We start from the raw sequence: 19052 nt of genomic DNA on the forward strand, positions 1-19052 counted from the left end.
GGTAGTGGGCTCACTTCTTGAGGAAGGGGCCAAGTGAAGAAAAAAGAAGGCTGTAGTAGGTTTCCTGGCTGTTTACAAGCGCTGCCAGGCAAGCGTAGAAAATAGAGAAGTCCGGCGCTTCACTAGTCGGTGTCAAACAAAATGTCAGCCCTTACCCCGGCCGCACGTACCCCAGCCCCCGCCGGCCTTCCTGCACCAGCGGATGCAGCACCAGCACCACCACGCCCATGATGCGCAACTCCTCGGCGTCGCGCACCACCACCGGCGCATACGCCGCATTCTCCGCCACCAGGGCCACCGAGTCCGCCCGTATCATTAGCCGCTTCACCATGCACTCGTTTCCTACCCAGGCCACAACAATGTCGCCGTGCGCGGGCTTTAGGCTCTTGTCCACCGCCAGCACGTCCCCGTCGTGGATGCCCGCTCCCGTCATGCTGTCGCCCTGCGCGTGGGCTAGAAACGACGCATCCGGGTGCCGCAGCATCATCCGGTTCAAATCCACTTCCTCCGATTCATAATCCGCCGCCGGCGACGGAAACCCGCACGACAGCCGGGTGCCAATGAACGGCAGCGTCGAAAGCCCAGCCTGGATACTGCCTAGTAAAATCACGTTTGCCATATGCTTATCCCCCTATTAGGGATGCAATTATACGGCGTTACTAATGAAATTAGTTTTGAAATTGTCAATAATATTAGTAAAGTTATACAAAGCCTGTCAAAGATGCTTGCTCATGTGCAAACTTCTTTATTCACTCCTATCCATTATAGATAACCATTGTGTCTTCAACGTGACCCGGTGAAAATAAAACAAGCATGGAGGCGAATGACCCGAGCAGTTGATATGAGCGGACAGGGCCATTTTTAAGGAAGCCTACTACCACTGGCATCTTGTCGCGGCCGATGGCGGCGACAACAAGTTTGTAGACGTGCCATTGCCGCGGACGCCGAGTGCCTCGTCACTAACGACCGCCATTTCCAGGTGCTGCTGGCTATCGAGTTTCGCCGGGCGCCGGTGGTATCCTTGGCGGAGTTCTTGGACCTGTTCCCGTGCCACGTCCAGGGAGGCTCAGTGGTGAAACCCCTGTTGAAAAAGTAAGTGGCCTTAGCATAGCAACAAAAGTCCATACCTGTGTCTGGCAGTGCTTTTTAGTATACTACCTTTGGCTCTCATCATATCTTCTATATGCCGTCGATAATGGAGATGGTCTTACAAAATACGTGACGGCTTAAATGAATTTTATGACAGTAGATAAATACTATACCGATTTAATTCGTCGCAATTTAAATAATGTACCTGCTTTCAATGAATTAAAAAACACTTTGACTCAATTCCAAAGTTTAGATTTTTTTATTGCAGGAGGAGCAATACGGAATCTAATCAGCAATACAACAGAACAGATGAAAGACGTTGACTTGTTTGTTAATACATTAAGCCAAAAAAGTAACCAATTTGAACGGCTGCAGAATCTATTGTCAAAAAAAGGAACGCTAGAATTCGGTCAATACGGCTCACCACGATGGTTTCCAAATCAAATGACGTCATTTTATTATGACATAGTTCCTTTTCATAAATTTGATGTTGGGTTTGGAAATCCAACAAGCATCGACGAGACATTATTGCAATTTGATTTCACTGCAAACGCGGTAGGATTCAATATTTATACTAATGTCTTGCACAACCCGATAAGGGGGTTAGAGGATTCTGAAAATAACATCTTGAAGGCAGTGAGGCTTGATTTCCCTGATGAAATAATCTCAGCTCAAGTGCCTGTTCCAAGATTATCTGTTCTCTGGTTCAGGTTCATGCATTATGCTTCAAAGCTAGATTATGTCATAGAAGAGGAAACTCTATTATGGATTATTCAAAATTCATACAGAATCAAAGACCTGTATTTATTTGAGAAATATTTCTTTAAGCCGGATATTAAAGAAGGCTTGGTATCAAAATTATGAAAAATGAATCAGAAATGTTCATTGCCAACGGCAAATTAATGATGCTCGCTTCAGCTGCGCTTAGAACTTCTATCATCAGTGCTGAAAAAATAGCAATGGGTGCTATGACACATAAGTACACGTTGATAGCATCAAACAACACAGAATATATTATTAGGTTTTATCCAAAGAATCTTAGCTATATAATTAATTATGAGCCGGATTTATTTAAGTTGGCAGAGCGGGAAAATGCTTTAGTGCCCGAAGTCGTTTACGATTCCAGGAAAACCTCTAGCAAGTACGATTTCATTATTTATAAAAAATTACAAGGACAACCACTTTCGAGTGTTCTCAATGAAATGCCATTACCGGTTTTAAACGAAATTACCACTCAAATATTCAAAAATATTACAGTGCTTCACGGGATTCAATTCATTGGGTTTGGTGCATTAATAGATTCATCTACAGGCGCCAATGATAATTGGACTGCATTCTTGAACAATAACATCAAGGAAGGAATTAAAAATATTTCAAATCTAAATATTAGTACAAATAAGATAACTAAGGTAATAGAGTTCTTGCATGAGATTAAATTCATTTTAACCCAAAGAAGAACATCACCCATGTTCCTGTGGAGTGATATTAGTCCTGAAAATATCATAATCAACAAAAATAAACTATCGGGTTTCATTGATTTTGATGCAGTCATGTCAGGCGACATTGCAATGGAAGCGGGTTACTTGTATGCGAGAGAGATGAATTCTGTGTTTTGTGATAAACTATTGAATAAGTATATTAAGCTAGGGGCGGTTTCTTTTGAAATAATTCAATTTTATAGCATTATCCGCTTACTGAGGATAAGCAAATATCTTTCTCAGCCGCTGCCAAATGGAAAACCAAGAGACAATCCGCGCGATATTTTCCCAGGCTCTTTTGCATCAATTGATTCGTTGTAAAAAAACATTACCTCATGGTACCAAATACAAATACGACAGCAGTCCAAGACCACAGTATTGTAATGAACGCCCAGCTGAATGCCGTTGAAAGCAACCCCCAAAAAAAGGGGCGCAACCAAAATAAAGCAGGATATGTAGCAGCGTATATTATAATAATTACCATCGCATCTGTGTGGATGTTCTCAGAAGCTTATAGGGGAGCGACTTCGTTTACAATCCGCACAAAATGGGAAAATCAGGATTCAATCGCGCTTGGAGATTACCCCGATTGGTTTTATTACAGCAGACCGAGCAATGACTTAATCATAAGGGTGCCACTGAACGATTCTAGCAAGACTCGCTTATTGAAATTAATTGATTCTAAACAGAAATCTTACCCTGAATTTAGAAACTCTATAAATCAATTAGCATTCCTATCTGAAGGCTTAAAAACTGATTTGCTTCTTTCGCTATTATGGCTTTCAGCGTGGTCAGCCGTTATCGGAGTGCAGATAAGAACTATTTTTGATTTTATTGGTGTAATATGCTATACTGATGAAGGATTAGACATAAGTGTTTGGTGGCCCTGGTATCTCTTACGCCCATTAATGGGGTTTACAATTGGTCCATTAATAATTATCTTAACAAAGACCCATTTTTTCAATACATCATCAGCCAATGGAGATATTACATACATCGCAATTGCTGCAATAGCAGGATTTGGAGTAGTTGAGGTAGTTGACAGGCTAAGGCTGATATCGAAAACTTTATTTGGGGCAGGCAACAGTGAAAGTAAAAAGAAGAAAGTCTCCACGGAGGCTGTTGCTGACAATAAAACGGACTCTGATTAACCGTCAAAAAAGCCCCGCCAGCCACTGGCGGGGCTTTCTGTTTCTCCGGTGGCCTAAGCTTCTTTCGTCGCTTCGAGGGTGCCTTGGTGGCCACTGCCGCCTAGAGTGTTGAGCTTGGTGTAGCCCTGGAGTCGCTCCCACATCTGCGCTTAGTGTGCGAGCTTTCATAGGCTTTGAACTGCAAGCAGATTTAACGCCGTCAAGCAAGTTCTCAGCAAGAGGCATATACCATGCGCCCCTACGGGCCTCGACACGCCTCTATGTGCCAGGTTCACGGCCGTGCAGGTCTTGGGCAACACGTTTGTCACAAACCAAAACGAGCGGACCGCATTGGGCAGCTTGTTTCCACCCTACACTTCAAAGTGCGGCCTGTCCTTGAACCCCGGCCAGTCGCCACCCCAATGCACCCGCGCATCGGCCGCCTTCATCAGCCGCGCAAACTTGCTCAATAGGGCAGGAGACCAGCTTACTTCGTCATCCGCCAGCAGAAATGCTACGTCCAGCGCCTGACTCGGCAGCGTATTGTGCTTGCTTTCCCCGCCGCGCTTGTACGTCACGATGGGCCCCGGCGCGCTTCGTCCGTGCGTGTACAGCTCATCCTGTCGTTCCGGCGACCGGTAGCCTTCGCTCACAAACGGTAGCCCCAGCGCCATCAGCACCGGGTCACCCATCCAACGCCGCAACGCCACCTGATAGGCTTCCACCAGTTCCGTCCGTACCTGCGACAGCCGCGTGGCCTGCCGCAACCGCTGCGCCACATTCAGCCGCGGCGGTGGAAGCACCTGCAAAACCGTCGTCGTGCTATTCAGCCCCGTTTCCATTGCTCCCGTTGTCGCTATTGCCGACCTTCTCCACCGGTACTACCTCCACCGGCACCCGCACCACTTCCTCGGGCTTTTGCAAGGCCTTGCGTACCGTCGCCCAAATGGTCACCAGTGCCACCAGCGCCTGAATAATCAGGTGCCCGTAGTTCTCAATTTTTGTGGGGTCGGGCGGGGTCAGCCCGCTGCTCACTACTTGACCCAGCAATGCCGTGGTCACAATGTGAGAAATATGTCCTGCTTTCGTGCTGCTAAACATGGCGAATATGATTTAGTAAAAATTGTTTGTACAAAGCTACGATTTATCAACTTTATTTTACATACTGAATAAAACGACTGCCACATATATTTTGCATTAATACAAGTCTGTTGATTATTTGGGGCTGCCCCCGGCCCTCCGCTCCGCTATGGGCCGGGGGCGGGCTGTCCAGGGGGCCGCTGACGCTCCCGTGCTGCGCACCGCTCCCGTTGGTCGCGCCCTTCCCATCCCTCAGCTCAACCACTGCTACCACTGATGCTGCAGAAGCCCCGCCCCACGCCGCCGTGCCGCACCAGGCCCAAAAAGGCCTAGCGCCGCCCGTCAGCTACCATTACCCGCCCGGTGCCGGCCGCCGCTTCCATGGGCTGCACTCCCTCCGCAACACGGCGCTACGTCCATTCCTCGCTCCGCTGTGCTGCGCTCCTCATTCCCTCCGCTTGCTATGCCTCCGGTCGCTGCGCTCATTCCAGCGTCATCCCGCCCCTCTGCCCACCGCACCGATACCCCGCCACTCAAGTCCCCACAGAAGATACCCTGACGCCCGCCCACCGCACCGCACCCGGGCCGCGCAGGGCCAGAAAATAGCCCCACGCCGCCCGTCCGCACCCCTTAATTCGGTTGCAGGCCGCAGGCCGAAAAAGGCCCGCCACCTGCCAGTAAAGCTTGCGTTCCAGCCACGCAGGCAGAGGCAAGGCCCGCTTCGCGGAGGGTTTCATTGGGGAGAGCCCCAAGCCCCCGCCATCATGCCCCGGCTAACGCCCGGTCATCTTCCTCGGCTTCCGCACCCTCCCGTTGGTCGGCCGCTTCACCCTCAAGCAGCCGGCTCCGCCGAGCATCCATTGGGGCAAGCCCCAAACCCCTTAAAAAGGCTTTTAGTGGTTGTTCTCCCGCCTGTCCGGGGCCGTTTCCGGTTGGGTAGGGGCCGCTAGTCCAGGGGCAGCAGTTCCACCGGGCGGCCCAGGCGCCGGGCTGCCTTCAGCGTGCTCAGCGTGCCCTTGCTCTTGCCGTCCCACACCACCAGCACCAGGGCGGCCCGCTTCACTATCTCGGCGTTGCGCACGTGGGTGGCGGCCGTGGGGCCGTGGGTAGCATAGTCGGGCCGTAACTCGGTCAGCGGCACCCCGTGGTTCCGCGCCCAGCTGGCAGCCAGCGCGTCCACCCCTGCGGCCCCGCCGCTCACCACTTCCGCCGGCTCCAGTTCGGCCAGTCGCCGGGTCAGCGCGGCGCAGCTTCTCACGCCCCGGCTGCCCACCACCGCCACTGTCTTGTTTTTGTGTTTTTCCATACTTAAAGATACGACAAACAAAGTTGTCAAACAAGCATATTTGCTTGTCAAAATAGTTGTTATAGTTCAAATAAGTTTGTATCTTTGGTTTGTAGTCGGGAAAGCCCCGGCGACCGCCCCCCGGAGGCCTACGGCGCGGGCACCTCACGGCTAACTCCTACAGCCATGCAACCCAATCAACTTTTGCAGCTCGCCGCTGCCGCCTGGAAAGGACCCGCCCTCTGTTCTTTTTCGGGCATCTACGTTTCGCAGTCCGCCGCCACCTATGGCAAGGGCGGTACCTCCTGGCACGTCATGCTTAGCCTGGCCACGCGCCCGGAGTGCCAGCCCGCCGGTGGATTTGCCGGCTTCTCTCCCTGCCCATTTGAGGCGCTGCGCTTGGCTTTTCGTGCCATGCGGGCCGCGCACCCAGGCTTTGCCTTTGGGGCCGTGTGGGAGGTGATAAAGGCCGAGGATGAATTTGCTGGCATCCCCGCTCATGCTTAGCCTAGTTTTAGCCCCAGCCGCGCCCACCACGGGCGCGGTTGCCGGCAAGCTGGCCGCCCTGCGCGCCACCCTGGCCCGGATGGAAGCCAAGTACCCACCCAAGCCCCAGGCCGCACCCCAGCCCATACCGCCCGTTTCGCCGGCTGCTTCGGCCGCCACCGTGGTCCTGGCCCGCGCACAGTCCGCCCTATTCGATGCCCGCGCCGCCAAGTATGCGCTGCGCGATGAGTACCGCTCCGGGCCCGGCCGCTTTGCCCAGCTGCGCGCCGCAATCCTGCGCTGCCGCGAGGCCCAGGCCACTTACAAGGCCGCTGCCGCCGCATTCCACGCCAGCCCCGCCGGTGCTGCCTTGCAGGCCGCCCGCGCCAAATACCCCCGCTATTAGCCAACAGGCCCGCGCTGCTACGGCGCGGGCCACAAAAGTCAGCATCATGCCTAAAACTGCTACTACCTATCAGCCCCATCTGCTCGACCCGAACAGCGCCCAGCCGCAGCCGGTCAGCCCCGCCAACGGCCGCAGCTTCAAGCTGGCCGAATTGTACCAGCTGCTCGACTGCCAAACCGTCGACGTGGTGCGCGTCAGCGAGGCGCTCATTCTCATCATCGACGACGAGGGCAAGTTCCGCAAACCGGCCTACCTCAACCTGCTGGCCACCTACGTCTGGCACCAGCACCAGCCCGAAGCGCGCGGCGTCGACTGCATCGTGGGCCGCGCCATCCTCTGCCACGACCAGCAATTCCGCTAACTCATCAGGAGCCAGCTACGGCTGGCCCCGCTTTAGCCTCATTTTCTCATGAAATCCAAGCTATTCCAAGCCTACGGCTACGAAAAGGACAACCACTCCAAAGTCGCCGTGCTCCACACGGTGCGGGCCGCCAACCTCACCAAGGCAAAGGCCCTATTCCGCAAATACTACGTGCTGACGTCGCCCGTCACAGCGGCCAACTAACACCCAAACGGCGCCGGGGCCGGCCGCCAACGGGCCCCACTTTTTTCACTTCCCAACCCCTTCCCATTATGGCAACTGCCACCACTTCCAAAACCGCCGCTAAGGCCACTACCTCTGCTGCCCTCGTTATTGAGTCGGCCGCTACCCTCACCGTCAGCTCCCGCCCGGCTTACCTCGTCGCCGGCGTGGACGAGAGCACCGGCGAAGAAACCTGGTCGAACCGCTTCCGCTACCTACCCGGCCACCCGCGCCAGGTGCGTTTCGATGCCAAGGCCGGCCAGTTCAACATCAATGGTACCGTCCCGCTCGGCAGCACGCTTTCCTTCATTCCGCTTGCTTGGCGCGTTTTCCAGGACGACATTCTGAACATGGGCCGCAAGCTGTGGGCCGAGCTGTTTTTTGCCGATGACAAAGGCGCCATCTGCGCCGTGCTCTTCCACGGCTACAGCGTCGAAAACCTCTACCGCCTCATCGAGCCGCTGTTCTACGACGACCTGACCCTGGCCGACGTGACGGTGAAAGTCACTGCCGAGAAGAAGCAGACCACCAAGGACGGCAAGACGGCCACCTACTACATCGCCCAGTTCAGTTACGAAGCCGCCGACGCGGCCGAGGTAGCCGCCCGCCACGACTTCGCCCGCGACTTCCCCATCTGGCGCGCCGAAACCTACACCGGCAACGCCGACGTGCGCATCCAGCACGGCTACACCGTGCCCGCCGAGGACGGCCCCGAGCCCGCTGCCGAAGCGGCCGCCCTGCCCATGGCAGCCTAGTCGCACCGCCCACCAGCCGCCTTCTCCCTTCCGGAGTGGGCGGCCCCAGCGGGCCGAAGTAGCTCTAATTCTAGCCCTAGCCCTAATCCCTAGCTTCTAACTCTGATTGCTCATGTTCCACGCCCTTACACATCACCCCGCCCTGACCCAGGCCCAGCACCGGGCCTTGCCCCAGGTTAGCAACACCGACCTGAGCACGCTTAAAAACGAGTTGCTCGGCCAACCCCGCCAGCTCAACTCTGTGGCACTAGCCTACGGCTCCCACTTTCACACCGCCGTGCTTGAGCCGGCCACCTACGCCCGTACCGAGGAGCGAGGCATCAAATGGGCCGACCTGGAAACGCTGGCCCGCCAGGTGCGCCGCCAACGCTACTGCCGCGACCTGCTCTACCGGGGCCAGGCCGAGCAGTCCTATACCGCCATCCACATCGCCACCGGAGTAGGAGTGAAGCTCCGCCCCGACCTATTGGTGCGCAGCCGCGCCGGCCGCCAGCTCACGCTCATCGATTTCAAAACAACCAGCAGCCCCGACCTCGCCCACTTCCTGACCACCATCGAGAAGTACGACTACGACCGCCAGGCCGCCCTTTACCTCGACGTGCTCGGGGCCACCCGCTTTCTCATCATTGGCGTGCAGAAGAAAGCCCCACACGCCGTATGGCGCGTTGAGCTAACAGTCTTGCCCGGCCTCCTCGACCAGGGCCGCAAGAAGTACAGCACCTTGCTCCGGCATCACGCCCAGCTAATTCCCCGTATGCCAGCTGCCGCCACGCCCCAAGTTACTCCCCGTCCGCTGGCGCACGCTGCCTAAGCAACCCTTTCACTACACCTCTTTCCCATGGCAACCTTTCAAATTTCCCGCACCAGCGGCCAGTACTGGTACCACTTGCGCGCCGACAACGGCGAGATTGTCCAGTCCGGCGAAGGCTACACTAGCAAAGCCAGCTGCGAAAACGGCATCCAGAGTGTCAAGGCCAACTGCCAGCCCCAGCGCTTTGACTCCTTTTTCAACGCCGGCCAGTACGGTTTTAACCACGTGGCTGCCAACGGCGAAATCATTGGCCGCAGCGAGAAGTACACTACCGCCCAGGCCCGCGACCACGGCCTCCAAGTCGTCCTGCGGGAAGCCCCCGAAGCGCAGTTGCAAGACCTGAGCTAACGATTTAATCAAACGCAAAAAAGCCCGCTGGCAAGAACGCCAGCGGGCTTTTTATTTAGTTGTAGGCGCCTTGACGCTAGTTGCTTGCCGTATCGCGTGTGCTCGCTTCTACTGCAGCAGTTGTAGCTGATTCAGCCGCTGGTAGAAGGTCCGGTGTGGGAGTTACCTTCAGTGCCGAAGCTTTTGCCGTCTGTGCAGGTGGAATAATTGGCGTGCCCACCAGTTCGCCAAACAACGGGTTGAGCGGCAGTTCCAGCCCACCGTTGCCATCCGGCACTTGGTTGAAGATAATTAGCTCCTCACCGGGCGTACTCTGCGCCAGATGGTCTTCCAGCACCTCCTGCCCGCTGTTGGCGTGCAGCGCCTGCGTGAGCAGCGTGTAGGTGCTCACGTCCACGTTGTAAATCTGGTTCAGCTCGTTCATCTGCATGGCCGCATCCTCGGCCGCGCCAATGGCATCGGCTAGCAGTTGAGTATAGCGTCGGGCCTTCTGGTCGGCTTTGGCGCGCAGCTTAATGGCGCGCTTCATGCGCCGCTTGAATTGAGTTTGATAGGCCGTTAGTGCCATGATTAGTTAGAATTAGAAGTTAAAAGATTAGTCCAGGTCGGCATCAGGCGCCAACATGGCGTCGCCGGCATTGGCCGGCAGGTTCACGAAGACCACGGCCGGGGCGCCGCCTAAACTGGTTGCGGCAACCTGATTCAGGGCCACCGCGGTGCCAGCCACCCGGTAGCCGTCCACTAAATCGGTGCGCTGGCTGAGCGCGGTGCCATACAGCGTATTGATTCGGCCAATGTGGTCGGCGGCGATTTCGCCCTGTGCCAGCACAGTGGCCAGTCGGGCCACCAGAAAGCGGGCTTGCCGGTCGGCTTTCGCCCGCAGGGCCAGGGCCTTTTTCATACGCCGCTTGTACTGCAGCTGGTAGCCAGTAAGTGCCATTGAGTAGCAGGGGAGAGGTGAAAAGAAAAACGGCCAACCGGTCATGGTTGGCCGTCCTTTCAAGGTCGCGGCTTATGCCACGTACTCAATGGCCAGCGGGTTGGTGCTGTTGTTATTGAGCGGGTAGAACTTGCCGTTCACCTGCTGGTAGAAGTTGATGCCTACCACACCTACCACCAGGTTAGCGGCAGGGGGAGCAGCCGGGAAGCTGGCCACTACCGTTTGGTTCGCCAGAGCCACGCTGTTCACTGCCAGGATGCCGAGCGGGGCGGCCACAACAGCATTGGTGTAGGTCAGCGTCTCCATATCCAGCGACGAGGCCGCGAACACCACCTCGAAGTGGGTCGTACCCTGTGGAGCCGCCACGTCCGCGGCCGGGTTCAGCGCCGGAATCATCATTGTCACGTCCGCACCCGCGCCCGTTACTTCATAGGGGAAGTACATCGTCTGCCCGATGCCAGCCCCGGCGTTGAAGTTGAAGCCGAGCAGAGGAGCCGAGTTGGTTGAGTCGAACACCCGTTGCCCACGGTCGTTCGTGTCATCAAGGCCGATGACTTCGCGCATGGCCTTGGTCAGGCGCGAGGCCACACGGCTGTCACTGGCCGCAGCAATGGCCACGCGCAACGAGTCGCGTAGCACCTTGCTGTAGCTGGCCGCCAGGCCAAATTCGGATGCGTTTTCACGAGTACGCGCCATGCTGGCCGCGGTCATGAATTTGGCCTTGTTCGAGGCCGGCTTCTGCGCAACCGAGCCATCCTTCCGGAAGACCAGTCCGCCCACCGTCCCCTGCAGGCCCAAAATACCAGTTTGTTGTGCCATTGTGAAAAGTAAATTGTCTGAATGCGCCGATTTGCCAATAGCGGCCAGCTCCTCAACCCGCATTCATAGCCAGGGCGCTGTTTGTCGAGTCGAAATACTTCAAGTAAATTTGACAATCCTAGCCCCGTGCCCCGTATAGCCCGGTCAGTCCCCATACACCCCGCCCCATCGCCGTGCCCCGCATCTGCCTTTACCCCAAAGACGTGGCGACCCTCACCGGCCGCAGCTACGATTCCGCCAAGCGGCTCGTGCGCCGCGCCCGCCAGGCCGCCGGCAAACCGGCCGGTGCCCTCGTCACCGTGCAGGACTTCTGCCGCCTCACCGGCCTCGATGCCGCCGAGGTAAGCGCCGCCCTGAACGCCCCCGCTTCCCGGTAGCTCGTCCCGTCCTTCAAGGCACCTCGAAGCGTACACGAAGCGTACCCGCACCCATCCCGCCCAGCCTGGGCCAACCAAAAAAATACCCGACTCGGGAGTTACTCCGGTCGGGTATTTTCGTCTCAGGGCAGCCAGTCTGTTCAATAGGAGTCTATACCAACTCTCCGATGGTCTTCTTGAGTGCGGCGGTGCTTTTCCAGTTGCGGAAATTGGTTTTTACTGCCTCCGCCGGCTCCCGGCCGCTACGACCAACTAAGTCGGTGTACAGCTCAACCAGCTTCTTGGTGTTGCGCAAGGGGGCAGACGGTAACTCTGGCAGCAGGTGGTCCAGGACCTGCTGCAGTACCTCGTCCGTGGTCGCATCGATGGCGCGCGCTTGCTGCAGGTTGTCGGCCAGTCGCTGCACCGGCACAAACTCGACCGCGAGGAAGCGCCCGAGCGTGGTGCCCAAGTCGGCGGGAACAAGCCGGCGGGTGGCACCAGCCGATAGAAACGCTTCCAGTGCCAGGACCCGACAAGCCGGCACCCGGTGCATCAGGCCGACTGCCAGCAGCAAGGTGGTCGGCTCTGTGAACGCCGGACCCGGGCCCAGTAGCTCCTGCAAAGCCGCCTGAACGACATCCCGCTCGGTGGATTCCAGGCCATCGGCCCAGGCCGCCGTGCGCATCACGTGCCAATGCAGCGGCGCCGGGTTGTGGGGCACCAGGCTGGCCACAAACCGGTAGTCTTGGGGCAGCACCCACCCCGCCTGACCCATGGCCCGGAAGCGGGCGTGCTGGGAGTAGAGCAGCAGCGGCGACGGCGGTGTCTGGCTGGTGTACTTGCTCGGAAACTGCAGCACCGGGTACTGGTGCGTCACCGTGGGCTTGCCGGGTTTCCACTGTTCCACCCACGTATTGGTTTTGACTTCAAAGTGCCACTCCGGAGCCCAAGGGCGCACCACGCCGGTGTAATCCGTCGCAATCAAGGCCGTCAGCTCCTCGAAAACGCCATCGGGCCGACGGGTGCGGGCGGCAACCGCCCACAGCCACGGCCAGGCATCGGCCAGGGTGGTGCCCCCACTGGCATTGCCGGGCAGCAGCTTGCCCAGGCGCGCGGTCAGGTGCTTGAGCACGGAGGTTTTCGCCGGCTGGAAGGCTGGTAAGGCTGGCTGCCCGGGTGTCAGCAGCCACTGCAATAATTCGCGCAGCTCCGCCCGCTGCAGTTGGGTGAGTCGGGCGAGGGCTGTCTGGGCTGCTGCCGTGTTAGCGTAGGCCGTGCGAGCGAGGGCCACCACCAAGTCAGCCGGGTCAGGTTCGACGTTGGCGGCCTCGTATGCCAATAGCTTGTCGACCAGCACGGCCGGGGATACCCAGTGGGGAGCGTGCGACGGGGTGCTCAGCAACGGCAGGCCGGCGCGGGTGCGCAGGTGTTTTTCAGCAGTCACAAAACGGCGCTGCTCCACCAGTACCAGCGGGTCGGAGGTATCATGGTCATCCCGCACATTCACCTTGTTCACGCGCTCGGTGGTGAAGCCCTGCGCCCAGCCCATTATCAGCGCCTCAACCAGCCCACGGTGCCCCGCCAGCCCATTGCCGGCAATGATGGCGGTGGCCTGCTCGCCGGTTTTGCCTTTCAGAAAAGGCCGCACCTGCACCAGGTAAGGCAGCAGCTGCTGGGCGTAGTCAGCCGCGAACTGCGGTTGCAGCCGTAGCAAGCCATCCATCCAGCGCTCCAGGTCCAGTACGCTGTCGTGGCGCAGCACCTGGCCCGTGAGGAATAGCAGCTCGTGCCAATCCGCAACCGGCGTCACCGCATTAGTCGACGACAAATCCGGGACAAACTCCGTCGCAGGAGCATAGCTGGTGCCCATGGTCGGCACGGGTGCTGGGGCAGGGGCCAGCCACGGCGCCAGGAGCTGCCGCGTGCCCGCCGTCAGCAGGTCGGCATAATCGGCCAGCGAGCTAACTAGGTCCGCCGTTTCATCGGCCGACAACAAGGGCTTGTTGGCCTGCAGCAGGGAAACCAGCAGCTTAGCCGCTTTGCCCTGCACCGCCGCATCGGCGCTGGCCAGGGCCGCTGACGCCAACCGGCCCAGTTCCGGGGCAAGGGCCGGGCTGCGTTTCAGCAGCTTCTCGAAGCCGCTCAGCAAGGTGCGCTGCGCCGTTTTAAGGTCTTGCCGGGTCACCAGCCCTTCCGCATACAGCAGGAGCGGGGCCGGGTCGAACGCCGCGTTCGTCCAGAAGGGTTTCAGCTGCTCCAGCGCAAAATTAACTACCTGCGGCTGCGTATGAGCCAGCAGCTCGACCAGCTCCTCCTGCCGGGTCAGGCATTCTTCCGGGCTGGGCTGCAGGGCCAGGAACAGGTTTTTGAACCACGTCAGCAGCGGCCGGCGGAAGTCGCGCCGCAGGGCCAGCAGGCTGCGCGTGAGCAGCTCCGTGCGGTCAACGTGGCCCGCCGCCGCTAGGTGCAGCAGCACGTCGAGCCACGCAACGTGCTGCTGGGCAATGCCCGTGTAGGCCTGCGTCGAGTCGACAGTGGTGTCGTAGTCGAAAAACCCCAGCAAATCCCGCCCGCTGGTGGCGGCGCTGGCCGCAAAGTCCAGCAGGAGCTTCTCCGCGTAGTTGGGCACCGGCTTTTCTTCGCGGCGGCGATGGAAGCTCTTCAGGTGCAGGGAATGAGCCAGCGTGCGGCTAAACAAGGCCGGCTCGTAATCGAGGAGCTGCCTGGCCTCCATCTCCCGCAGCAGCCCGTAGTCGGGCAGGCCCCACGGCCCCCCCCGGCTTCGGCGCTCCAGCCATTCCCCAAACCAGTTCGGGCGGGCGTGCTCCGCCACCGTGAAAAAGGACGCCTGGTAAGCGGCGCGGATGGTCCCTTCTCCCCAGTGCATCCCCAGGGGCTCGTCCAACCCCATGGCCTCCTTGCGGGTGTAGGTCGCCACGCCCGCCAGAAACAGCATGGCCAGCTGCGACTCCGTGCCAGTTCGCCCCCAGGTGGAGGAGCCCAACTGCCGGAATTCGGTCAGTTCCTTGCGCAGCGCCTTGGTTTTGGCGCGAACAGCCAGCTGCTGCTTTTTATCCAGGGCCAGCAGCACGGGCACGAGCTGCTGCACATCCTGGTGACGAATGATGCGTTCAAAAGTGTCGACAACGGACATCGATAATAAATGAAAGACGGGCGGAAAAAGGATGCAGGCAGATGCAGCAACGGCTTACCGGTAGCGCATCTGGGCCGCTAAAATGTGTTTGCAGGGGCCGCGCTGGCCCTGGTTACTGCTGAACCACGGGCAGGTGCAGCGCGCCCCCTCCGCAGCGCCCACCACCACCGTATGCCACAAGTCGGTGCCGCGCACGCGTACCTCCGTTCGGCCGCCGGCCCCCACGCCCACGAGCTGCACGTCATCGGCCGCGTCCAATAGGGCGCGGGCATTCTTCAGGCGGGGGTTCAGACTTAGGATGCGCCCGAGCTTAAAGGGCAGGCGGCGGTAGAAGTGCTGATTTTCGGCCAGGTCGAAGCCCAGCAGCCCCATAGCCGACAGGCTGGCGCACAGTCGCTCCACGGTGGCGGGGGCCAGGTCGTGCTCCAGGGCAAACACCGTGGGGTTGAACACCTCATTGCCGCGGAACAGTCGGTTGGCACCGCCGACCCACTCCGGCGGCAATTCGTCCATCAGCGTTTCGAGCTGGTTTCCCTCGCCCGAAAAGCCGCGCCACACGTCGGCCGACAGGGCTAGCAAAAAGCGCTGCCCGCCCCCGAGCTCCAGCACAAAGGCCGAGGCTTGCCCGTCCGGCGTGGCGTACACGCGCACGGCTTCGCAGAGGGGTAGCAGCCCGTCGAGCAGGCGCAGGCGGTGAACCCCGCCCACCCGCACGGCCCCCGCGCTGGCCACCGGGGTGAAGCTGGGGCGCGCGCCCCGCAGCACGAGGTAATAGTCGGCTTTGGCCGAGCCCGCCGGAATACTCTGCACCAGCTGAATAGCCTGTGCGCGCGTCAGGCGCAGCTTTTCCTCCATCAATGCCAGGTAGGCTTGCACCGACGTCAGCCCTTTAATCCAGCGCTCGGGCAGGGCTACTTTCCGCTCCACGACCTTGCCCGCGGCGCGCTCCAGCACCACCTCCTGCTGTCCAACGGACAACAGCACCGGCTCCGTGCGGGAGATGCGGGCCAGCGCGTTCACCATCGGCTCGTTGAAGTCGACGTTGGTGGTGCCGCTGCTCAGGAACTCCCCATCCAGGGCCTCCGGGCCCAGGTCCAGGCGGGCATACACGCCGTTGCACGAGGAAAAGGCTTCGAACCGCAGCTGGCCGGCACCGGCCGTCACGATGGGGTCCCGCAAGGCGGCACTCTGCGGGACAAACCGGGAGGCAACGACCTTGGCCAGGGTGCTCAGCCCCCGCGCCGCCAGCCAGGAGTTGCGCAGCCGGCCCCAGAAAAAACAGGCAGTTTCCGCGTTCAGCCCTTCCTCGGCGAAGGCGGACAGCAGCAGGGCATTGCCATCCGGCCGCTGCTCCAGCGCAGAGGGCCGGGCATACGAGTAAGCAAAGTCAGACATAGTGTAGAGTATAATGCTAAATACAGTGGCAATATACTAACTAATATTAATAGTAAAACGACCTTTTTAAAATCACACAGCCGACATGATGCCTAATCCGGTGGTCAAGAGGATGGGCAAATAGCTCAGTCCATGAGCAGCTGCGTAACCGCCGCCGTATTCTGCGCCCAGGCGGCCGTGTATATTTCGTCAGCTTCCGGATGCTCCACTAGCTCCAGGCGCTGGGCGCGGGCCTTCACCGTCAGTAGCTGGCCGATGCTGAGCTTGCTATCCAGCTTCCGCAGCAGCGTCTGCACGCCGGCCTGGTTCAGGTTCTTCACCAGCGGCCCCTGAAAAGCCATTTCTAGCCAGACAATTTCCCGCTGCGCCACGTCCAGCACCCCGAAGACCAGTCCCTTGGCCAGGCCCTGCGTCACGCGCACTTGGTGCTGCACGCAGGAGGGGTCGTAGGCCACGCCACTCGCCGAAACCTTCATGGGGTGCTGGCTGCTCATCCACCCCACCGTGAGGTTGGGCGTGAGCGCCCCGGCCGTGTAAGCGTTGCAGGTGAAGGTGACGTAGTGCGCCTGGGCCTGCTCCAGCGCGGCCAGGTCCAGCTCGATGTATTCGGCCGTGCCCACCTGGCTGGGCACGTACTGGATATCGCCACTGTGCTTGCACCCCGTGGTTACCAGCTGGGAAAAGGAGCAGTGGTCGGTGCGCGTGGCAAAGGCAATGGTGCAGCTCAAATCCATGTCCAGGTGCTGCGCCGCCAGACCCACGCCCCATTGCATGAATAAGCGTACCGCTTCGCCTTCCACCGCAAACCGGGTGCCCATCAGCGCCGCCGGCAAGTCCTGCACCGTGTCGCTCCGGTCGCCGATGGCCACCGGAATTTTGAACAGCGCCGGGTCGATGTACATGGTGCGGTGCGGCGTGGGCTGGGCCGCAAACCGCCGTTCCATGACCACCATACAGAGGTTCACCACGGCCGCCTGCATGGCTTGCAGCTCTTCCGGGGAGTAGTTGTTCAGCCGCTGGTTGGCCTTCACCTGCTGGCTGCCGCCCCCCAGGGGCTTCACCGTGCGCTTGGTGCCGGGCGTGAAATAGTCCTCGGCGTACATCGCCAGCGTAAACACCAGCCGGGCCGGCACCTGGTCGAGCACTTCGGCAAACGCCGCTACGGTGGGCTCGGCCCCAAACCAGAGCATGTTGGCAAACAGCGAGCGGGCAAACAGCCCCGGCCGCTGCTTCAGCAATCCAAACGTGTGCTCGGCATCATGCCGCAGCCGGAAATGGTTGACGCGCCCCTGCCACACCTCGTAGGTCTGGTTGTAGAACACGTCCAGCGTCTCGCGCAGCTTGGCCAGCGCGGGCCGCTTGCTGTACTCGGCCAGCCGCAACGCCCGAATAAAGCGCACCCACATGCCCCGCTTGGGGTGCATGATTTCGCCCAGCTGCACAGGGCTCTGGGGCAGCGCGTTGAGCCAACCCGCCACCATTGCGGCCTCGCGCCGGCTGTACTTGAGCTTGAGGTCGGTGCGGGCCTGCGCCTGGGTTTGGGCCTGCGCCTGCGCGTTGCGGTCCACTGTCCAGACGATGTTGCGGGTGTTTCGCTGCCGCCGCTGCCGGATGATTTTGGGCTCTACCAGCTGCAGGAAGCCGGTTTTCTTATACCACAGGTAGCGCAGAATATCGGTGGGCGTCGAAAACAAGGCCTGCGCCTGGTCGGGCTGGCCGAGCTGCACGTAAGCATCTACCACGGCCATGCGCGTTTCCTTCATGGCAATGGGCACGGCCGTCGGCAAGGGCAGCTCGGCCAGCAGGCGGCGCAGGCTATCCGCCTGCGTGGCATCTAGCGCCGTTTTCGAGGCCAGCAAATCGCGCAGCAGGTTCGCGACGTTGGCCTCCGTCCACAGGTCCAGCACTTTCAGCTTACTGCCTTGTCCGGCGTGCTCAATCTCGGCAAACTCGAAGGGCGTGCCGCAGAACGGGCAGCCGTTATAGCGGGCCAGCGGGAAAGTATCGGGCGGAATAATGTGGCCACAAGGCAGCGTGGTGCCCTTCGTCTGAAAAAGGTTGGCGAAGAACGTCAGCACATGGTCTAGCCGGCTTTCACCTGTGGGCGTGTCCCAGGCCTTCACTAGGGGCGTCCAGTTCTTGTTCACGCCCATTACCTCGCGCACCACCTCCAGCAGCTGCGCCTGGAAGTCCGGCGTCGTGCCTTCCAAGGCCCGCAGCAGTGGTTCCGAAACGCCGTAGCCCAGCTTGGCCAGGTTCGCTACCAGCACAGCCGTAGCATCGGGCAGGGTAGGGGGCAGGTCTGGCTGGCGGCCACTGGAAGCTGCGGCGGGAATGTAAACGGCTTTCTGGCGCAGGCCAACCTGGAGTAGGGAGTGAGTCATCGAAGCAGGTAGAAAGCTGCAAAAAGAGGGTGAAGCAGGTTGGATTCGAACCAACGACCCTAAAATCCAGGAAGTAAGCGCCGGTTGACCCTCGCGGGTAATTCCAGCGCTGTTTCATGCTCTACCACTGAGCTACTGCTTCAAAAACCGAGCTGCCCACGCCGCCCGGCAACCCTTGCCAGTGAAAAAACCAGGTAATTGAGCGGCTATTTTTTGACAGAAAAAGAAGTAAGCGGCGCTTGACCTGGCTTTTTCAAACTGGGCAAGCAGGTTGTTGGCCGGCAAGTTAGCACCTGCTGCTCACAGGCATTGCAGGTCAAAGGTAAAATGTCCTGGGCGCTGCGGGTCATAGAATACGTAGACCAGCCCCGTGTCGCCCCACATGATGCCGGCCTTCTCTTCCGAGTCAAGCTGGAACAGCAGGGGCAGGGTCTGGCCCGCCGCATCAACCGGATTGTCCGCTCCCTGTAGCCAACAGGGGTAGCCCCCCAGGGTAAACGCATTAAAATTGGAGGCAGCGGTGGCGGTAGTCATCGTCCAGCGCGCACTG

The 19052-nt window shown here is 59.1% G+C and carries 22 protein-coding genes and 1 tRNA gene; 11 read left to right on the forward strand and 12 right to left on the reverse strand.

Annotation, left to right across the window (positions count from 1 at the left end):
• Positions 1 to 151: 151 nt before the first annotated feature.
• Positions 152 to 619: a LexA family protein gene (locus ABD837_RS08515; RefSeq protein WP_345052894.1), complete on the reverse strand. Its 468-nt coding sequence runs from the start codon at positions 617 to 619 to the stop codon at positions 152 to 154.
• A gap of 620 nt (positions 620 to 1239) precedes the next feature.
• Here ABD837_RS08515 and ABD837_RS08520 point away from each other — a divergent pair.
• The 3 genes from ABD837_RS08520 to ABD837_RS08530 are packed head-to-tail and all read left to right on the forward strand — an operon-like array spanning position 1240 to position 3718.
• Positions 1240 to 1953, forward strand: coding sequence for a Gabija anti-defense Gad2 family protein (locus ABD837_RS08520; protein ID WP_345052897.1), 714 nt, complete (start codon positions 1240 to 1242; stop codon positions 1951 to 1953).
• The gene (locus ABD837_RS08525) at positions 1950 to 2888 is read left to right on the forward strand and encodes a phosphotransferase (protein WP_345052899.1); all 939 of its coding nucleotides are present in this window, start codon (positions 1950 to 1952) and stop codon (positions 2886 to 2888) included. The genes ABD837_RS08520 and ABD837_RS08525 overlap by 4 nt, the downstream gene beginning before the upstream one ends.
• 14 nt (positions 2889 to 2902) lie before the next feature.
• On the forward strand, positions 2903 to 3718 hold the full coding sequence (locus ABD837_RS08530) for a hypothetical protein (protein WP_345052902.1): 816 nt from the start codon (positions 2903 to 2905) through the stop codon (positions 3716 to 3718).
• A gap of 350 nt (positions 3719 to 4068) precedes the next feature.
• Here the strand turns inward: ABD837_RS08530 and ABD837_RS08535 are convergent, their stop codons facing one another.
• From ABD837_RS08535 to ABD837_RS08545, 3 genes are all read right to left on the reverse strand, one after another.
• A complete protein-coding gene (locus tag ABD837_RS08535) occupies positions 4069 to 4500 on the reverse strand; it encodes a M15 family metallopeptidase (protein WP_345052905.1) in 432 nt (143 codons plus the stop codon).
• Between the two features lie 19 nt (positions 4501 to 4519).
• Positions 4520 to 4798 (reverse strand): hypothetical protein, encoded by a 279-nt coding sequence (locus ABD837_RS08540; protein WP_345052908.1) that lies wholly within the window; start codon positions 4796 to 4798, stop codon positions 4520 to 4522.
• Positions 4799 to 5723: 925 nt separating this feature from the next.
• Positions 5724 to 6083 (reverse strand): SLOG family protein, encoded by a 360-nt coding sequence (locus ABD837_RS08545; RefSeq protein ID WP_345052910.1) that lies wholly within the window; start codon positions 6081 to 6083, stop codon positions 5724 to 5726.
• Positions 6084 to 6248: 165 nt separating this feature from the next.
• On the opposite strand from ABD837_RS08545, the gene ABD837_RS08550 reads away from it, so the two are divergent.
• From ABD837_RS08550 to ABD837_RS08580, 7 genes are all read left to right on the forward strand, one after another.
• The gene (locus ABD837_RS08550; protein WP_345052912.1) at positions 6249 to 6569 is read left to right on the forward strand and encodes a hypothetical protein; all 321 of its coding nucleotides are present in this window, start codon (positions 6249 to 6251) and stop codon (positions 6567 to 6569) included.
• Positions 6562 to 6954 (forward strand): hypothetical protein, encoded by a 393-nt coding sequence (locus ABD837_RS08555; protein WP_345052915.1) that lies wholly within the window; start codon positions 6562 to 6564, stop codon positions 6952 to 6954. Before ABD837_RS08550 ends, ABD837_RS08555 begins: the two co-directional genes overlap by 8 nt.
• Positions 6955 to 7000: 46 nt before the next feature.
• The gene (locus ABD837_RS08560) at positions 7001 to 7315 is read left to right on the forward strand and encodes a DUF3846 domain-containing protein (protein WP_345052917.1); all 315 of its coding nucleotides are present in this window, start codon (positions 7001 to 7003) and stop codon (positions 7313 to 7315) included.
• Positions 7316 to 7363: 48 nt separating this feature from the next.
• Positions 7364 to 7519: a hypothetical protein gene (locus ABD837_RS08565; protein ID WP_345052919.1), complete on the forward strand. Its 156-nt coding sequence runs from the start codon at positions 7364 to 7366 to the stop codon at positions 7517 to 7519.
• A gap of 68 nt (positions 7520 to 7587) precedes the next feature.
• The gene (locus ABD837_RS08570; RefSeq protein WP_345052922.1) at positions 7588 to 8292 is read left to right on the forward strand and encodes a hypothetical protein; all 705 of its coding nucleotides are present in this window, start codon (positions 7588 to 7590) and stop codon (positions 8290 to 8292) included.
• 112 nt (positions 8293 to 8404) lie between these two features.
• Positions 8405 to 9103: a PD-(D/E)XK nuclease-like domain-containing protein gene (locus ABD837_RS08575; RefSeq protein ID WP_345052924.1), complete on the forward strand. Its 699-nt coding sequence runs from the start codon at positions 8405 to 8407 to the stop codon at positions 9101 to 9103.
• 27 nt (positions 9104 to 9130) lie between these two features.
• Entirely contained in the window at positions 9131 to 9451 is a 321-nt protein-coding gene (locus tag ABD837_RS08580) for a YegP family protein (protein WP_345052927.1), read from the forward strand.
• 76 nt (positions 9452 to 9527) lie between these two features.
• On the opposite strand, the gene ABD837_RS08585 is transcribed toward ABD837_RS08580, so the two are convergent.
• The 3 genes from ABD837_RS08585 to ABD837_RS08595 form a co-directional block, all read right to left on the reverse strand.
• Positions 9528 to 10019: a hypothetical protein gene (locus ABD837_RS08585; protein WP_345052930.1), complete on the reverse strand. Its 492-nt coding sequence runs from the start codon at positions 10017 to 10019 to the stop codon at positions 9528 to 9530.
• Between the two features lie 27 nt (positions 10020 to 10046).
• Positions 10047 to 10391, reverse strand: a complete 345-nt coding sequence (locus tag ABD837_RS08590) for a hypothetical protein (protein ID WP_345052932.1) — start codon at positions 10389 to 10391, stop codon at positions 10047 to 10049.
• 72 nt (positions 10392 to 10463) lie between these two features.
• Entirely contained in the window at positions 10464 to 11210 is a 747-nt protein-coding gene (locus ABD837_RS08595) for a hypothetical protein (RefSeq protein ID WP_345052935.1), read from the reverse strand.
• Between the two features lie 173 nt (positions 11211 to 11383).
• Here ABD837_RS08595 and ABD837_RS08600 point away from each other — a divergent pair, with 173 nt between their 5' ends.
• Positions 11384 to 11587, forward strand: a complete 204-nt coding sequence (locus ABD837_RS08600; RefSeq protein WP_345052937.1) for a hypothetical protein — start codon at positions 11384 to 11386, stop codon at positions 11585 to 11587.
• A 151-nt stretch (positions 11588 to 11738) separates the two neighbouring features.
• On the opposite strand, the gene ABD837_RS08605 is transcribed toward ABD837_RS08600, so the two are convergent.
• From ABD837_RS08605 to ABD837_RS08625, 5 genes are all read right to left on the reverse strand, one after another.
• Entirely contained in the window at positions 11739 to 14723 is a 2985-nt protein-coding gene (locus tag ABD837_RS08605) for a DUF6493 family protein (RefSeq protein ID WP_345052940.1), read from the reverse strand.
• Between the two features lie 54 nt (positions 14724 to 14777).
• The gene (locus ABD837_RS08610) at positions 14778 to 16118 is read right to left on the reverse strand and encodes an SWIM zinc finger family protein (protein WP_345052942.1); all 1341 of its coding nucleotides are present in this window, start codon (positions 16116 to 16118) and stop codon (positions 14778 to 14780) included.
• Between the two features lie 125 nt (positions 16119 to 16243).
• The gene (locus ABD837_RS08615) at positions 16244 to 18502 is read right to left on the reverse strand and encodes a hypothetical protein (RefSeq protein ID WP_345052944.1); all 2259 of its coding nucleotides are present in this window, start codon (positions 18500 to 18502) and stop codon (positions 16244 to 16246) included.
• A 30-nt stretch (positions 18503 to 18532) separates the two neighbouring features.
• Positions 18533 to 18644, reverse strand: a tRNA-OTHER gene (locus ABD837_RS08620).
• Between the two features lie 158 nt (positions 18645 to 18802).
• The coding region (locus ABD837_RS08625; RefSeq protein WP_345052947.1) for a DUF1963 domain-containing protein at positions 18803 to 19052 on the reverse strand (250 nt) is incomplete at its 5' end.

The sequence above is a fragment of the Hymenobacter glaciei genome, from assembly GCF_039539585.1.
GTDB lineage: Bacteria > Bacteroidota > Bacteroidia > Cytophagales > Hymenobacteraceae > Hymenobacter > Hymenobacter glaciei.

Bases quoted from the DNA above. Each gene is read 5' to 3' on its own strand.
- ABD837_RS08515 (WP_345052894.1), bottom strand. From the start codon at position 619: ATGGCAAACGTGATTTTACTAGGCAGTATCCAGGCTGGGCTTTCGACG.
- ABD837_RS08520 (WP_345052897.1), top strand. From the start codon at position 1,240: ATGACAGTAGATAAATACTATACCGATTTAATTCGTCGCAATTTAAAT.
- ABD837_RS08525 (WP_345052899.1), top strand. From the start codon at position 1,950: ATGAAAAATGAATCAGAAATGTTCATTGCCAACGGCAAATTAATGATG.
- ABD837_RS08530 (WP_345052902.1), top strand. From the start codon at position 2,903: ATGGTACCAAATACAAATACGACAGCAGTCCAAGACCACAGTATTGTA.
- ABD837_RS08540 (WP_345052908.1), bottom strand. From the start codon at position 4,798: ATGTTTAGCAGCACGAAAGCAGGACATATTTCTCACATTGTGACCACG.
- ABD837_RS08545 (WP_345052910.1), bottom strand. From the start codon at position 6,083: ATGGAAAAACACAAAAACAAGACAGTGGCGGTGGTGGGCAGCCGGGGC.
- ABD837_RS08550 (WP_345052912.1), top strand. From the start codon at position 6,249: ATGCAACCCAATCAACTTTTGCAGCTCGCCGCTGCCGCCTGGAAAGGA.
- ABD837_RS08555 (WP_345052915.1), top strand. From the start codon at position 6,562: ATGCTTAGCCTAGTTTTAGCCCCAGCCGCGCCCACCACGGGCGCGGTT.
- ABD837_RS08560 (WP_345052917.1), top strand. From the start codon at position 7,001: ATGCCTAAAACTGCTACTACCTATCAGCCCCATCTGCTCGACCCGAAC.
- ABD837_RS08565 (WP_345052919.1), top strand. From the start codon at position 7,364: ATGAAATCCAAGCTATTCCAAGCCTACGGCTACGAAAAGGACAACCAC.
- ABD837_RS08570 (WP_345052922.1), top strand. From the start codon at position 7,588: ATGGCAACTGCCACCACTTCCAAAACCGCCGCTAAGGCCACTACCTCT.
- ABD837_RS08575 (WP_345052924.1), top strand. From the start codon at position 8,405: ATGTTCCACGCCCTTACACATCACCCCGCCCTGACCCAGGCCCAGCAC.
- ABD837_RS08580 (WP_345052927.1), top strand. From the start codon at position 9,131: ATGGCAACCTTTCAAATTTCCCGCACCAGCGGCCAGTACTGGTACCAC.
- ABD837_RS08585 (WP_345052930.1), bottom strand. From the start codon at position 10,019: ATGGCACTAACGGCCTATCAAACTCAATTCAAGCGGCGCATGAAGCGC.
- ABD837_RS08590 (WP_345052932.1), bottom strand. From the start codon at position 10,391: ATGGCACTTACTGGCTACCAGCTGCAGTACAAGCGGCGTATGAAAAAG.
- ABD837_RS08595 (WP_345052935.1), bottom strand. From the start codon at position 11,210: ATGGCACAACAAACTGGTATTTTGGGCCTGCAGGGGACGGTGGGCGGA.
- ABD837_RS08605 (WP_345052940.1), bottom strand. From the start codon at position 14,723: ATGTCCGTTGTCGACACTTTTGAACGCATCATTCGTCACCAGGATGTG.
- ABD837_RS08610 (WP_345052942.1), bottom strand. From the start codon at position 16,118: ATGTCTGACTTTGCTTACTCGTATGCCCGGCCCTCTGCGCTGGAGCAG.
- ABD837_RS08615 (WP_345052944.1), bottom strand. From the start codon at position 18,502: ATGACTCACTCCCTACTCCAGGTTGGCCTGCGCCAGAAAGCCGTTTAC.